We start from the raw sequence: 14,746 nt of genomic DNA on the forward strand, positions 1-14,746 counted from the left end.
ATGTAACTATAGTTACCTCCTTGATGGTTAATTCTTTATAAACTTTTTCACTTCTTGATAGCCCTCAGCGCCTACAACCTGCAGGAAATAAACGCCGGATCTAAGATTAGACGTATCTACCGCAGAAGGCCCTTTGTAGGTGTCTTTATAAACGACCAATCCATAAACATTTAAGATGGCAATCGAAATATTTTCTAAGGAAGCGCTTTCGATTACAACGTTCAACTGGTCGTCTACTGGTACAGGGTAAAGTGTTAGGACTGATGATTCATTTTTTGAGGGATTACTTTCCGTGTTACCTGGGATAACTCGCGCTGTGGACTCATTATTAGTCTTTTTATTAACGACCTTAAAATGAATAGTGCGAGAACTACCTGCGTTACCACCAGCCGAGGAAGCGGAGTACGGAGTACCCGTCAATGTATAATTACCAGCCTGCGGGACCCACGGATTAAAATATCCATTTTGGTCGCCTGTAATGGTATATGGCGGTACGTTTTCAGTTCTATAAAACTGATTATTCAAAGTAAATTTAACGCTGCCTACCTGTCCCGTTGTATTGGCAATGATAGTCATGGGTTGATCATTGCTGATGACATCGCCTTCATTTAAATGCCCGATAAAGTTTCCCGATGTATCAACAATATCATAACCAACAACTGCATAGTTTACGTTTTCTGAGACGACTTTAAAATGCACTTCAAGTGGCGTACCTGCGTATTCCTTACCTCGTATCCTGATGTAGGGAATAGCTTTAATGGTGTAGTCCCATGGATTAACTACCCACGGATTGTAAATTCCATTGATGTCGCCGTTAAATGCGTACGGCGGGATATTTTCGACTCTAAAAAACTGACCGTTTAACCAGAACTTTACGCTGGTAACAGGATCCGGAAAGGTGTTGGCCCTGATGCTGACTGATCGGAATGCGGGATTCTTAATATTGATTCGTGAATCTTCCGTGAGCTGCATTAGGTACTGGCCAGATGTATTTACAACATCAAAGCTAGAGATGGCAGCAGTGTTAACAACGATTAGGGTAAGTGTCCTTTTATTTCCTCTTTCGCCGGTTTTATTTGCACCGGAATAGACATTGGTCACAACCCTGTGGGTACCTAATTCCATAACAGGAAACTCAAAATGGTATGGAAACACATTTTCGACATGAGTAATGGAATTGTCAAATCTAAATTCGACACTTCCGACATGGGTGGGTAGCGTATTTGCACGCAGCACCAAATAAGGGAATCGGGAATTGGCAACGTCAATTGTTAACGTATCGTTGACGGAAGTAGATACATTATCATCAAACCCGCGATCAAATATTGAAAAATCAGATATTGATTGTCCCTCGCACGCGAGAATATCTTCTAACGTGCAGCCACCACCGTTACCAGAAAAGTCTAATTCTCTTATATCTGCAATTCGTGATGCTCCTATACTCTTGAACCAGGGAAACAAGCCACAACATTTTATTAGCGAAGGGTTATCTTTTACGCGAATAGTAAGAAGTTCCAGGATGCCGGTAGTTCCCCTATATCTCAAGGAAGAAAGGCCGTCAATATTCTCCAACAAATCGTTTCCACTGATTACGAGGCTACCTGCAATACCCCATTCGAATGTTGCCAGTGATTGTAACCCGCTTAGATTTTTTAATGCATCGTTATTTTCGATAACAAAACCCGCGCCTCTACCACCACCTAAAATTGTGGTTAGAGAAGACAGCCCATTGATATTAGTGAGAGCAGCGTTATTAACAATCCGCAGCTGCGCCCCCCGTCCTTCTATAATTTTCAAAGACGAAAATCCATCAAGATTTTCTAACGAAACGTTATGTTCTATGAATACTGCTGGCTCCACTGAGCCCGTTGTAACATATGTGACTTTTTGGAATCCTTTGAGGCTTGCCAGTGAATTGTTGTTAGCAACTTCCACAAGGCCATAGACGGTAGTCAAATTAGAAAATCCATTAATATCAGCTAGGGCATTGTTGTTCTTAATTACTATGCCACCAATAGTGTCTGCCGAAGTAAAACCATCAATACCAACAAGCGATGGATTATCAACAATCATCACAGAGTAAACATTACTGCCGATCTTATTCAGCGCATTAAATCCTCTAATATTTGTGAGGGAATTGTTATTCTCAATGAAGATCCCCCCGGGTGCCGCACTTACTAAAGCTGAAAATCCATTGATCTCGTGCAAGCTGGGATTGTTAGCGATCCGGATCGCTACAAAACCGCCGACATCCGTAAGTGAGGAAAGTCCATCCAAGTTTTGAAGGTTAGGATTATTTTCAATAACAAGGCCCCCAAACCGCACAGATCGCAACGAGGAAAGTGCATCAACATTGGTGATATCATTTCCGGAAATTATCAGCCTGCCCACAATCTCAAAACAATTAAAAGCGTTCACCTCTGCTTGCGAGGTGAGCGTAATATCACCCTCGCAAACCTTTTGGCCACATGCACCGCCAATCAAAATATCATTCACCGTGCATGCCGCACCATTTTCAGAAATGTTAAGTTCGGCAAGTGTCCCTTCGTCTACACTCTTTAAAAATGGAAACAGTCCGCAACACCGAGCCAACGAAGGGTTCTGGGTTACTATAAGCTTAAAAAGATCTATGATCGAATTACCGTCAAAAGTTAAGGAGGACAAACCATCTACATTTTCTAACAACTCATTACCACGGATAATTACGCTTCCGGCGATATCCCATTTTATCTTTGAAAATGAGGATAAGCCGTCGATATTCTTTAGTGCGTCATTGTTTTCAACCTCGAGGCTCGCGCCCCCTCTTGTAGTCAATATTGAAGTAAGCGCAAATAGACCGTCAATATTTGAAAGTGAAGGATTGTTAGTGATGCGTAAGGCTACATTTGGACCTTCAATGATTTCCAATGAGGTTAGACCATCAAGATTTTGCAACGCAGCGTTGTTATCAATAATCACAGCCGACGCTATTGCTGGTCTGATTTCTTTTAAGTTTTTAAATCCATTGATATCAATCAGCGAATTGTTACTTGTGATTTCTAAAATTCCATAATCAATGACTAGTTTTGAAAACCCGCTAACAGAAACCAATGCAGCGTTATTCTTAATCGAAATTCCCTGGATACTTTCAAGTGCTGAAAAACCGTTAACCTCAGCAAGAGATGGATTGGAAGAAATAGTCACCGCATAAGGAACAGTTCCGCCGACAGAAACTAATTCTCCAAATCCATTAATTGAAGCCAGACTATTATTTTCTTTTATTATTAGTGTGCCGGTGATTGAGTCAAGAGAAAAGAGACCATTGAGATTTGTGAGCATGGGGTTGTTTTCAATGGTTAAAGTCCCACCAATCGTCTTTAATGAAGACAGCCCTTCTATATTTATTATGTCACCTCCGGAAATTGTTAAGGAGCCAATTATTTTATTACACTGAAAGGCATCGACCTCTGCTTGTGACGTAAGTATTATATTACCCTCACATACTTGTGGGGTGCACGCTCCTCCTATAAGAATTTTGTTGACACTGCAGTCTGCCCCATTCTCCGAAATGTCAACATTGGTAAACCCTTCTTCTTCAACAATCTTAAGTAAACCAAACAACCCGCAACAACGACCCAATGATGGATTATCTGTTACTTTCAATGAAAATGTAGATATGTATTCGTTCCGAAATACAACATGTCCTAGTGCATCTACATTTTCAAGAGCAGCGTTATTCGAAATTGAAATTATACCAGTGCCTTTTGGTGCCGTCAAGATTCCCCATCTAAGTCCGTCTAACGAAGCAAGCCCATTAAGATTTTTAAGTAATTTATTATTGTTGATGAACAGACCTGCGTCTTTCCAAATTGTTCCAATTTCCTGAAGCGACGACAGCCCATTAAAACCAGTTAATGCATCGTTATTATTTATGTAAAGAAAAGCGCCGCCGGTACCAGAAAGAGATTTTAATGACGAAAAGCCATTGACACGTTCTAATGAGAAATTTTCCTCAATCCTAAGCTCGACAGGATGATAAATTGCCCCTGCTGAATATGAATACATTTCCGTCACATTATTAAATCCATCAATTGACACAAGCGCAGCATTGTTGGTAATCGAAATACTATGTGCCTTCTTAAGCATGGGAAATCCATTAATGGAAGTAAGCGACTCATTTCCATAGATGATAATATTACCTCCAACGCTGTCCAGCGATTGAAATCCATCCAAGTTGGTGAGCATTGGGTTATTCGATATAGAAAAACTTGCCGATCGGTCTTGCACACCAGTTTTCGAAAGCGCTGATAACCCATCGACGTTTCTAAGATTAGGATTATTTTCTATAACTAAGGCTCCCACTTTTTTCAAAGACGAGAGCGCATCAAGATTTGTAATATCATTCCCTGTAATTCTTAGGAACCGCCCCACTTCCGTGCAGTGAAACGCGTCGACCTCGGCTTGAGAAGTCAGGATTACATCACCCTCGCAGGATATGGCCGAGGGCAATGCTGCGGCTACTATGCGATTGGTAAGGTAGCCAGTACCGTTGCCGAAGCTTTTAACTATATTATGAATGTCAGGACCAGAAATATTCAGCCTTCCATCTACTTGTGTACAGGTGACGGCGTCGACTTCCGCTTGAGAACTAAACGTGACATTACCGTGGCATACCTCCTCCGTAAAGGACCGGCCTGACACTGACATAATAAGAACAAAAAAAGCAAGGATGGAAAGGGTAATTTTTTTCATAACAACGTCTTTAGGGGATGACCTTCTAAAGATCAGTTGATGCTGATTTCAAAGAGATGACAATTATTGTAAAAAGCAGATGACAATCATCATAAAATACGAATGACCAGTAGAAGGGTCATTACAACCGTCAATTGCTTTCAACACTTCTGCCAAATAATACGAAAACCTTTCAGGGATTTGCCGTTTGGAGAAACCCACCAGCGCTTTGGGCAATTAAAATTTATACAACAATTTTGTTTTCAAGAGAACTTGGTTTAAAAAATAAGCAGGCTTATTCACTGGCCCGTGTAAAATAGTAGGCAAAACCCAGCGAGAACGTTCCATAGTTGAGATTGAAGCTATTATATTTCCCATCACGTGAAAGATTTTTTGTGTATGCATAATTGAGGTATCCTATGCCCGCTTCAATGCCCCACTTTGGGTCTGGAAAGAATATAAAAGTTGGTTTAATGGATATATTTATACCATGATATTTTACTTCATCGCCTCCTGAAAACTGGCTTTCTGTTTTCTGACGGCCTCTGCTATAACTTACGTTTCCGCCCAACATAAAATAGAACCTCTCAGAAATCACAAAATACCTATTCACAAAAAAACCAAGAGAATAATTCTGAGTGGTATTTTTAAATGAATTGTCAGCATTTTTTTGATAATAAGAAGTGTAGCTTATGGCTCCCCCAATTGCAACCTTATTATTTAAAAAAAAGCCAACTGCTGGCATCACTTCAAAGGAGCTTGATCTATAGTTCGATCCGGCAATATTTGAGTCCTCTGAGTTCTTTTGATTGTTGAAGGAGAAATTGCCTCTGATAAATTTATCACCTTCCGTAAATTGTGCTTGCGTCTTAAGTGACAAGAGTAACAACAGACTGAATAATGCGGAATTTACAACAGTACGTAACATATAATTAATAGGAGTTAATTGAAAATTAAGGAATCGGAATTAGATGAATCCATGGCTTGGCTTCAACTATCGCAGCTTACAATCACATACAACTTCTGTTAGTAAATTAATAATAAATATTCATCATTGAAATAATTGCCGCGCCAATGAGGCAGATTTTTTTGATTAGTAACTTCAACTAATTTAATTCGTTAATTTTATCTAGTTGATCGGCAACTAGCATTGATTGCGTCACTACCACCAATAAACAAATGGATACACAACCCCAGCAGGTAACGGATTCAACTAAACTTCAAGAACTGGAGTCTTTTCTTGAATTAAACAACCTTCCTTTTACAGACCTAACATTAGAAGGCAATGTCTTTTGGAAATATTGCGACCCTCAAGGAAATATGGTTGGATCAGGAGGACTTGAGATGTATGGTGACGTTGCCCTACTGCGATCTGTGGCCGTACGTCAAGCCGAGCGCAGCAAAAATCTCGGATCAAAAATTGTAAACAAGCTCCTTCAGCATGCAAAAGAATCAGGCATTAAATCCGTATTTCTGCTGACTGAAACGGCCCACGATTTTTTTTTGAAAAAAGGATTTACAGATCTGTCGCGGGATGAGGTACCCATTGCGCTTAAGACATCTTCCGAGTTTTCTTTCGTTTGTCCTGCATCGGCCAAATGCATGGTCTATCATCTTTCATGAAGATCTGAAATGTCCTTGCCGACGATCAACTGTTAGGAATAACAAAAATTGTCCGCATTCCATCTGAATTCATAAATCCATTACATTTGCGTTTCATTTCCAAATCATGAAACTCAATAAGTACTTTGTAATCGATTTCGACAGCACTTTTACGAAGGTTGAAGCCTTTGATGTGTTAGCGGACATCTCCCTAAGTGACCACCCAGAACGGGAAGCCAGGAAAGCCCAAATTGTACAGATCACTAATCAAGGAATGGACGGCTCCATTTCTTTTCGAGAATCACTTGAGAAAAGACTTAATTTACTGGCTCCGAATAAAAAGCATTTGCCCTTTTTGATTACAAAACTCAAGGGTTCTGTTTCAGAATCCTTTAAAAGAAATAAAGAATTCTTTCAACTACACGCTGACAATATATATATCATTTCCAATGGCTTCAAAGAATTTATTGAACCTATCGTCACAGAGTTTGGTGTTAAACCCGAAAACATTCTGGCTAACGAATTCAGATTTGATGATACTGGAAAAGTGATCGGATTTGATCAGGACAATCCGCTATCTGCAAACGGCGGCAAGGTGGAACAACTTAAAAAGCTTAACCTGCCAGGTGATATTTACGTTATTGGTGATGGTTACACCGACTATGAAATTAAACATGCGGGCCTTGCCAACAAATTTTTTGCCTTCACCGAAAACGTAGAACGTGAAAATATAAAAAGTAAAGCTGACCACATAACGCCAAGCCTAGACGAATTTTTATACTTAAATAAATTGAACACAGTGATCTCTTATCCTAAGAACAGGATTAATGTACTCCTTCTTGAAAATGTTCACCCTGTTGCTGTAGCTTTGTTAAAAGCTGAAGGCTTCAATGTGGAAACATACCATGCCGCCCTCACGGAAGATGAATTGTGTGAGAAAATTAAGAATGTATCGGTGTTAGGAATTCGTTCCAAAACGCAGGTGACGGCAAAAGTACTGGAAAATGCGAATCGCCTAATGGCCATTGGCGCGTTTTGTATTGGAACAAATCAGATCGACTTAAAGACTGCTACAAAAAAAGGTATTGCTGTCTTTAATGCGCCATTTAGCAATACCCGCTCCGTTGTTGAGTTGGCAATCGCAGAAATGATTCTGCTCATGCGAAACATCGTGGACAAATCGGTGAAGATGCATAAAGGTGTGTGGGACAAATCTGCAAAAGGAAGTTTCGAGGTTCGAGGTAAAAAATTGGGACTCGTAGGATACGGAAATATCGGAACACAACTTTCTGTCATTGCAGAGTCATTGGGAATGAAAGTATTGTATTACGATGTAGAAGAAAGATTGTCGCTTGGCAACGCAGTGAAATGCAAATCTCTGAAGGAAGTGCTTGAGCAAGCAGATGTTATTTCACTCCACGTTGATGGCCGCGCTTCTAATGCCAATTTAATTGGTGCAAAAGAATTTTCCCTAATGAAAAAAGGGGTAATCTTTATTAATCTAAGCCGCGGACACATCGTAGATATACAAGCCTTACGCGAAAACATCCTCAGCGGCAAAGTAGCTGGTTGTGCCATTGACGTATTCCCACAGGAACCGGTTAGCAATGACGATGAGTTTGTATCTGACCTCCGTGGACTTCCCAACACCATTCTTACGCCTCACATTGGCGGAAGCACTTCTGAAGCACAGGAAAACATCGGTAACTACGTTCCGGGAAAAATTATGGATTACATTAACACCGGCAGTACATCCAATAGCGTTAGCTTCCCGAACATTACGTTGCCAATACTGGAAAACGCCCATCGATTAATTCATATTCATAATAACGTCCCGGGTATCTTGGCAAAGATCAATCAAGTGCTTGCTGAAAATGGAATTAACATTGTTGGCCAATATTTGAAAACCAATGAGTCTATTGGCTATGTTATTACGGATATTAATAAACAATATGATAAAGAAGTAATCGCTAAGCTTAAAGCCATTGAGGATACCATCAAGTTCAGAGTGTTATATTGATATCAATTCGCACTCAAAAAAATCGTCTGGCTGAGCAATTAGCTGGACGTTTTTTTTGTAGAAGAAATGCAACATTGCGTTTATGAATCTTTTCTACAGCTGGCAGATTTCATTCGTGCAGGCAACATTAACACTATTTTGCATAAGAGGCACATGATTTGACCGGTTGATGATCATAACTGCATAATTATGATAAAAGTGATTGCCTTAATTCTAACATTGGTAGGATTTGTCGGATTAATTCTGGGTGTCCTAGGTATTTTTGGAAAGGACCTGGTGGCGTTAAGTCCTTGGGCATTGGCTATTTTGGGTCTTATTTTCTTCGGATCGGGAGTAGGATTGCTAAAGAGAAGAAGAGATACGGACGAGATTTAATTCTTCGAAGACTACCTTGATGAGGAAAAGACCACTTGCCAAAGTGGTGTGCATGAAACGCATTAGTTGACCCGCTCAAAAAATCCGTTAACTTTTGTCAGCTTTATTGTATCCCCATTGCAATCAATTCCCTTATCAACTTCAATGACGGAATATCCTCGGCAATTCTTCTTTTCTGCTATTTCCTTGGCTTCAATATTTTTAAAATTCGCACCCGATAATATTATGGTGGTAACCGCGATTCCGACAATTATAACTGAACGTACCATGCTTTTCCTAATTAAGTGTTCCAACTTTAGACACAGACTTTAAAGAAAAAATTATACCATGTACATTTTAGGCGATACGACCTTGATCTGCGGGAAGCATTGTAGAATAATTACCCGATAAGCCACAATGAGAGCAATTGGCACCGTTTGCGGGAATAACTAGCACTCGGTAGGTAAATAGGTCTTATGAAATTATTATAGGCAGCGGGTATAAAAATTGCCCTGTTAAAACAAATTAAAAAACATGTACGATTCAACAGTTATAAACGCATTAAAAGATGTGTTGATTAAACGCGATGAAACTATCGCTGTTGCCGAGAGTGTGACGGCTGGCTTTTTACAGGCAGCACTTAGCTCAGCAGAAAATGCATCGAATTTTTTCCAGGGTGGAATTACAGCATACAATATCGGCCAAAAGGCACGTCATTTACACATCGAGCCTATCCATGCCGAGCGTTGTAATTGCGTATCAGATAGGATCGCAGCTCAGATGGCTCTGGAGGTAACTCAACTCTTCGCGAGTGATTGGGGAATAGCCGTTACCGGATACGCAGCACCAGTGCCGGAATGTTCAATAAACGATCTCTTCGCGTATTATGCGGTTTCATACCGCGGGACATTGAAAGCGGTAGAAAAAATAAAAGCGAAAAAAGATGACCCGATGAAAGTGCAGGTATTTTATGTAAATCAAATACTCAACGACTTTCACCGGTTGATGATGAAGGATAAAAATCAATCCTCCTTTTCCATCAATGATCTTAACTCGATCAATTCCAAATTCGCATCTGCAGGTCCGTTGAGCACTTCTCCTTCAATCGAGTAGCGTGCACCGTGGCACGGGCAATCCCAGGATTTTTCTGCCGCATTCCATGCTACAGAGCATTTCATGTGTGTGCAAGCAGGATTAACTGCATGTAACGATCCCGTTGTATCCTTGTAAAGCGCCATTGTTTCATTGTGAAGTTTCACCACTTTCCCTTCATCCAGGGCCAATGAAGAAATTTCTTCAAGCTTTTCAGTAGCGAACCACTTGCCCACAAATTGAGCGACCACATCAGTGTTATGTTTTACAAATTCAGTAAAGCCAGCGACTGGCTTAATTCGGCTTGGGCTAAATAAATCAGAATAGCGACTCTCGCCTTTTAGTATAAGACTGCTTAATTCCAAAGCTGCGACATGACTATATGTTATTCCGTTACCACCGTAGCCCGTGGCAACGAAAACGTTGTCTTTTGCGCCAGGCAATTTGCCGATATAGGGTAACCCGTCGACTGGTTCATAGTACTGAGACGACCAGCGGTGCGTGATCTCCGTAACATTGAAGTGGGTGCGTATATGGCTTTCAAGCTGTAAAAAGCTTTTGTTTGTATTTGAATTTTCACCCGTTCGATGATCCTCACCGCCTACAATAAAATATCGTTCGCCATCAATTTCTTGTGTTCGATAATAGTGATATGGGTCGTACATGTCATAAACAAGCCCTGTCGGATAATCGTCTCCTTGAAGTTTTACAGCCATTGCATAACTGCGATAAGGAGAACATCTCAGGTGAAGCAAGTTGATGCCAGGCGGTATGTGGGTAGCATATACCAATGTTTTGGCGTTGATATTTTCAAGCGTAGTTTCAATATTTATTATATCGCCTTCTTCAATGTCAATCACTCTGCACTGTTCAATGATCAGACCGCCTAGGTTTTCAAATTCCTTTGCCAATGCTTGGACATAACGAACAGGATGGAATTTACCTTGGCCAGTAATCTCTAGAGCCTTACGGAAATTAATGGGAAGTGGTATTGTATTGGAGAATTTGGTTTCCACGCCAACCTCATTGCAAGCGCTTTGTATGTCGTTAAGCTCTTTGGTCTGTTTTTCATCCTGAGAAAAAAGGTATGCCGAAGTCCGTTCAAAGCCGCAATCAATCTTGTATGCAACCGCATTAGCCTCGACAAGGGATATTGCGTCTTTTGCACACTGCGCAACGAGTTGTGCTCCGTCCTTTCCAAAGTCTGAAATGATTTTAGGATATGGGTTATCCATAAGGGTATTCAAGTGAGCAGTAGTCCCACCGGTAGTGCCAAAACATAAATTTTTGGCTTCAAGAATAATGCATTTCTTTCCCTGCTTTTGGAGTTGAAGTGCCAGTGTAACTCCTGTAATACCACCTCCCACAATCGCTACATCAAAAACAGAATTTAATATTTTAGCTGAAAGGCTTGCGTAACCGTTTGTTGTATCTTGCCACAAACTCGAACAATTTCCATCCCTTGGTATCATAGTGTAGTTTTTTTAGATGAGTCTTAATGACGTAAGTAAAGTCAATTTCCTTGCCACCTAAATCGCTATCAAAACGCTTAATGCAATCATGTATTAATAGTATACATGTGTACATTTCTCTACACGGCGGTTCACTGAATGAGAGCGCAATTCTATTTTCAACCGATTAGATGACAAATCTTTCTACTTATCGGCTCATGCGCTCATCAGCTTTATAACGTGTTAATCCGTGATTTTAGAGTTTGGTCCAGGAACGTTTACTTTGTTCGGTTGTGGAACCAAAAATTCCAACAAACCAGGATGAAGTTCTATTCTTACGTCGGCGGGTTTATCTAATAAGATATGTTCGTCATCTACATGAAGCGCCGTGCCTTCCCAGTAAATCTGTATTTTTTTTGCTTTGAGCACTGTAAAAAACGGCGCCTCCTTTTTTCCCTCCAGTTTTCCTTTTAAATAGTCAGCGAACTGCTGGCGCTGGCTTTCTGTTATGAGAACCACATCAAACGACTCATCTCCAGGGTCGGCGAAAGGGGCAAGTTGAAGATTTGGACCAATCGAACTCGTGTTCATAATTTCTACCAACAAAAATTTTCCGGTGTAATCTTCGCCATCAATATTTAATCTGCAAAGCTTTGTTTTATATCTAAGAATAATGTCATAAAGAATTTGCCATGCAACTTTGATCTTTTGTTCCGGTGATTCGAATGAGCTTTTATCCAGTTTTCCCATCTCTTTCATTAGTCTGGGAAAGACACCATGCCCATAGCTCTCTATAAAAAACTTATGATTCTTTATTCCCTCAATTCTACCAACGTCGTATTTTTTCACCTCATGCTGTTTCCAGCTTTTAATAATCTCTTCGGCACCTCCTGTGATGCCAAGTGTTTTGGCAATATTGTTTGCCGTTCCTAAGGGTAAAAGCGCGATGGGAAGCTTTTTGTCAATTACTTTTCTATCCAGCAGCTCACCGGCCAGTTTCCGAACGGTGCCATCTCCACCTGCAACAATTATAAAGTCAATATCTGTCGACTCAATTTTATCCCAAGCCTTATCCCAGCCCTTCTTCTTTGTGGATAAATAACTACACTTGTAGCCTTCTGCCGCAATGGCGTCCATCAACTCTTTGTCGGAATTGTCCCCATCGCCAGCATTCGGATTGTGTAAAACCTTTGCACTTTTCATGAATCATATTTTTTCAAGACATATTAGCAATTACATGCCAGGAAATTTTAAGTGGCATGAATATTTGGTTACAGGCTAACAAAACAGCCGTCACTCCGTGCTTTGTCTTAAGTCTTATTCAAATTACTGACTACACATTAACATTTAAAAATATATATACATGAAAATACTGGTAACAAATGATGATGGCATTTACAGTCCCGGAATTGCCGCCCTGGCAAAGATCGCTTCCAGGTTCGGTGAAGTACGGGTCGTAGCTCCCGACGTTGAACAATCATCCATGGGACACGCTATTACAGCATCCAGGCCGTTGTTCTATAAAAAGTCGCCCATAAACTTTGAAGGTATAGAGGCCTACAGAGTTAACGGTACGCCTGCTGACTGTGTGGCCTTGGGATCTCATTTATCGCCTATCGATGTGGTTTTATCAGGTATCAACATGGGTTCAAACTTAGGAAACTCAATGTGGCATTCAGGAACATTGGCAGGTGCCAAACAAGCTGTATTATTGGGAATGAAGGGAATTGCCCTCAGCACCCCAGCAGGAAAGTCTGAACCTGATTTCAACGCATTGGAACCGTTCGTTGAAAAGACACTAGCGCTCTTGTTAGAAAACCCGGACTTGAAACTTATTAACGTGAATTTTCCAAAAAAACCAGTAGGCATACGGTGGACACGACAATCAGTAAGGCAATACGATGGCAAAGTCGTACCGGGAACAGACCCGTTGGGAAGGAAACACTATTGGTTTACAGTGGTGCCCTTAGAACCTGCTGAAGAAGGCACAGATCGATGGGCCGTTGACCAGGGTTACGTTTCAATCACACCGCTGCGATTAGATTTAACCAATGAGAAAGAATTATTCCAGGCTATTCAGAAACAGCCCGTCGCATGAAAACTTTTTTATTTAAAAGTTTTCGTGAAGGCTGTTTCATCAAAACCTAGCGCGATTACCTTATCATTAACTTCAATCAAGGGTCGTTTAATGACACTGGTTTTTTCTTTCATCAAGACAAGTGCAGCAGCTTCATTGGTAATTTCCTTTTGAACGGATTCGTCCAGTTGTCGCCACGTGGTTCCTCGTTTGTTCACAAGGCTCTCCCATCCTACTTGCTTGCACCAGCTTTTGAGTTTCGCGTCCGTGATTCCCTTGCTTTTATAGTCATGAAACTCAAATTCAAGATTATGTCTTTTCAGCCATTCAATCGCTGACTTAACGGTATTACAGTTTTTGATTCCGTAAACGATCATATCTTTTGTTTAATTGAGCACAAATGTAAAATTAGTGTTTCAGAAGCTTATTCTCAGGTCAAATGTTTTACGCAACTTTCTTATGAGCGCTTCTGATTCCTCAAAGTTCAAGGTTTGTTGTCCATCGCTGGCTGCTTCCTCTGGTTTTTGATGTGTTTCATAAATGATTCCATCTGCTCCAGCCATAACAATTGCCAAAGCGATAGGATCTACAAATTCACGTATACCTATACCGTGAGAGGGATCAGCGACAACTGGCAAGTGCGTCTTCTCCTTCAATATAGGGATTGCATTGACATCAAGGGTATTACGGCTTGCCCGCTCGTAGGTCCTGATTCCCCTTTCACATAAGATTAGTTTTTCATTCCCAGCAGAAAAAACATACTCCGCCGAATACAAAAGTTCTTCGATTGTACCAGAGATACCTCTTTTAATCATGACTGCTTTGTCAACGCGTCCAAGTTCATCAAGCAAGTTGAAGTTTTGCGTATTACGAGCACCGACCTGAAATACGTCTACATAATCGTACATCGCCTCAATCTGACTAACCTGCATTACTTCACTAATGATCTTAATTCCTGCCTTTCGCGCTAAAGTGTGCCACATCTTCAAACCTTCTACTCCCATTCCCCTGAATGCATACGGGGAACTTCGTGGTTTAAACACACCGCCGCGCATAATCCTTACGTTGTTCTTCACCAAATGGCCAATCGTCTGTTGAACTTGTTCCTCGTTCTCAATGGAGCACGGACCTGCCATAATAGATAACGAACCATTCCCAATTGTGACGCCATCACCAAGGTCTATATGTGTCCGATTTACTTTCCATTTTCGTGATACCAGTTTATAGTCATCAGAGACACGGTGGATATCTTCAATACCGGCCATGTGCCCGAGTTGTCGGAGATCAAATTCCTTTTTACCAATACAAACCAGGTAGTCGCCCTGCTGAGTTTTTACTTCTGTTGTTTTATAACCCAGACTTTTGACTTTGTTAAGAATGGCTTCTTTTTCCGATGTAGCAATATTCTTTTTTAGTTGTATGATCATAGCGACGGGATAA

General features: G+C 40.8%; 12 protein-coding genes. 5 read left to right on the plus strand and 7 right to left on the minus strand.

Annotated features, from left to right (window positions below):
* Positions 1 to 27: 27 nt before the first annotated feature.
* Entirely contained in the window at positions 28 to 4,731 is a 4,704-nt protein-coding gene (locus tag P2W71_RS16355; protein WP_276372359.1) for a T9SS type A sorting domain-containing protein, read from the minus strand.
* A gap of 274 nt (positions 4,732 to 5,005) precedes the next feature.
* The gene (locus P2W71_RS16360; protein WP_276372360.1) at positions 5,006 to 5,638 is read right to left on the minus strand and encodes an autotransporter domain-containing protein; all 633 of its coding nucleotides are present in this window, start codon (positions 5,636 to 5,638) and stop codon (positions 5,006 to 5,008) included.
* A 251-nt stretch (positions 5,639 to 5,889) separates the two neighbouring features.
* Between P2W71_RS16360 and arsN2 the strand changes: the two genes are divergently transcribed.
* The 3 genes from arsN2 (at position 5,890) to P2W71_RS16375 (ending at position 8,707) form a co-directional block, all read left to right on the plus strand.
* A complete protein-coding gene (arsN2, locus tag P2W71_RS16365) occupies positions 5,890 to 6,333 on the plus strand; it encodes an arsenic resistance N-acetyltransferase ArsN2 (RefSeq protein WP_276372362.1) in 444 nt (147 codons plus the stop codon).
* A gap of 106 nt (positions 6,334 to 6,439) precedes the next feature.
* Complete coding sequence (gene serA / locus P2W71_RS16370) at positions 6,440 to 8,332, plus strand: phosphoglycerate dehydrogenase (protein ID WP_276372363.1); 1,893 nt, start codon at positions 6,440 to 6,442, stop codon at positions 8,330 to 8,332.
* A gap of 189 nt (positions 8,333 to 8,521) precedes the next feature.
* Positions 8,522 to 8,707 (plus strand): hypothetical protein, encoded by a 186-nt coding sequence (locus P2W71_RS16375; RefSeq protein ID WP_276372364.1) that lies wholly within the window; start codon positions 8,522 to 8,524, stop codon positions 8,705 to 8,707.
* Positions 8,708 to 8,769: 62 nt separating this feature from the next.
* On the opposite strand, the gene P2W71_RS16380 is transcribed toward P2W71_RS16375, so the two are convergent.
* Positions 8,770 to 8,976 (minus strand): hypothetical protein, encoded by a 207-nt coding sequence (locus tag P2W71_RS16380; protein WP_276372365.1) that lies wholly within the window; start codon positions 8,974 to 8,976, stop codon positions 8,770 to 8,772.
* A 244-nt stretch (positions 8,977 to 9,220) separates the two neighbouring features.
* Here P2W71_RS16380 and P2W71_RS16385 point away from each other — a divergent pair, with 244 nt between their 5' ends.
* On the plus strand, positions 9,221 to 9,799 hold the full coding sequence (locus P2W71_RS16385) for a nicotinamide-nucleotide amidohydrolase family protein (RefSeq protein ID WP_276372366.1): 579 nt from the start codon (positions 9,221 to 9,223) through the stop codon (positions 9,797 to 9,799).
* Here P2W71_RS16385 and P2W71_RS16390 read toward each other — a convergent pair.
* Both P2W71_RS16390 and P2W71_RS16395 read right to left on the minus strand, forming a co-directional pair.
* Positions 9,709 to 11,250 carry an FAD-dependent oxidoreductase gene (locus P2W71_RS16390; RefSeq protein WP_276372367.1) on the minus strand — a complete coding sequence of 514 codons (1,542 nt, stop codon included), beginning with the start codon at positions 11,248 to 11,250 and terminating at the stop codon, positions 9,709 to 9,711. The two genes, P2W71_RS16385 and P2W71_RS16390, sit on opposite strands and share 91 nt — an antisense overlap.
* Positions 11,251 to 11,472: 222 nt before the next feature.
* Positions 11,473 to 12,432: a diacylglycerol kinase family protein gene (locus P2W71_RS16395; RefSeq protein WP_276372368.1), complete on the minus strand. Its 960-nt coding sequence runs from the start codon at positions 12,430 to 12,432 to the stop codon at positions 11,473 to 11,475.
* Positions 12,433 to 12,592: 160 nt separating this feature from the next.
* On the opposite strand from P2W71_RS16395, the gene surE reads away from it, so the two are divergent.
* A complete protein-coding gene (surE, locus tag P2W71_RS16400; protein ID WP_276372369.1) occupies positions 12,593 to 13,327 on the plus strand; it encodes a 5'/3'-nucleotidase SurE in 735 nt (244 codons plus the stop codon).
* A gap of 8 nt (positions 13,328 to 13,335) precedes the next feature.
* Here surE and P2W71_RS16405 read toward each other — a convergent pair whose 3' ends face one another.
* Positions 13,336 to 13,683 (minus strand): ArsC family reductase, encoded by a 348-nt coding sequence (locus P2W71_RS16405; RefSeq protein WP_276372370.1) that lies wholly within the window; start codon positions 13,681 to 13,683, stop codon positions 13,336 to 13,338.
* Positions 13,684 to 13,722: 39 nt separating this feature from the next.
* Positions 13,723 to 14,733: a bifunctional 3-deoxy-7-phosphoheptulonate synthase/chorismate mutase gene (locus P2W71_RS16410; protein ID WP_276372371.1), complete on the minus strand. Its 1,011-nt coding sequence runs from the start codon at positions 14,731 to 14,733 to the stop codon at positions 13,723 to 13,725.
* Between the last annotated feature and the right edge of the window lie 13 nt (positions 14,734 to 14,746).

Origin of the sequence: Chryseolinea sp. H1M3-3 (genome assembly GCF_029360725.1) — a bacterium.
In the GTDB taxonomy this organism is placed as follows: Bacteria; Bacteroidota; Bacteroidia; order Cytophagales; family Cyclobacteriaceae; genus Chryseolinea.

Excerpts from the sequence above, each read along its gene's own strand:
- P2W71_RS16355 (WP_276372359.1), bottom strand. The coding sequence starts at position 4,731 with ATGAAAAAAATTACCCTTTCCATCCTTGCTTTTTTTGTTCTTATTATG.
- P2W71_RS16360 (WP_276372360.1), bottom strand. The coding sequence starts at position 5,638 with ATGTTACGTACTGTTGTAAATTCCGCATTATTCAGTCTGTTGTTACTC.
- arsN2 (WP_276372362.1), top strand. The coding sequence starts at position 5,890 with ATGGATACACAACCCCAGCAGGTAACGGATTCAACTAAACTTCAAGAA.
- serA (WP_276372363.1), top strand. The coding sequence starts at position 6,440 with ATGAAACTCAATAAGTACTTTGTAATCGATTTCGACAGCACTTTTACG.
- P2W71_RS16375 (WP_276372364.1), top strand. The coding sequence starts at position 8,522 with ATGATAAAAGTGATTGCCTTAATTCTAACATTGGTAGGATTTGTCGGA.
- P2W71_RS16380 (WP_276372365.1), bottom strand. The coding sequence starts at position 8,976 with ATGGTACGTTCAGTTATAATTGTCGGAATCGCGGTTACCACCATAATA.
- P2W71_RS16385 (WP_276372366.1), top strand. The coding sequence starts at position 9,221 with ATGTACGATTCAACAGTTATAAACGCATTAAAAGATGTGTTGATTAAA.
- P2W71_RS16390 (WP_276372367.1), bottom strand. The coding sequence starts at position 11,250 with ATGATACCAAGGGATGGAAATTGTTCGAGTTTGTGGCAAGATACAACA.
- P2W71_RS16395 (WP_276372368.1), bottom strand. The coding sequence starts at position 12,432 with ATGAAAAGTGCAAAGGTTTTACACAATCCGAATGCTGGCGATGGGGAC.
- surE (WP_276372369.1), top strand. The coding sequence starts at position 12,593 with ATGAAAATACTGGTAACAAATGATGATGGCATTTACAGTCCCGGAATT.
- P2W71_RS16405 (WP_276372370.1), bottom strand. The coding sequence starts at position 13,683 with ATGATCGTTTACGGAATCAAAAACTGTAATACCGTTAAGTCAGCGATT.
- P2W71_RS16410 (WP_276372371.1), bottom strand. The coding sequence starts at position 14,733 with ATGATCATACAACTAAAAAAGAATATTGCTACATCGGAAAAAGAAGCC.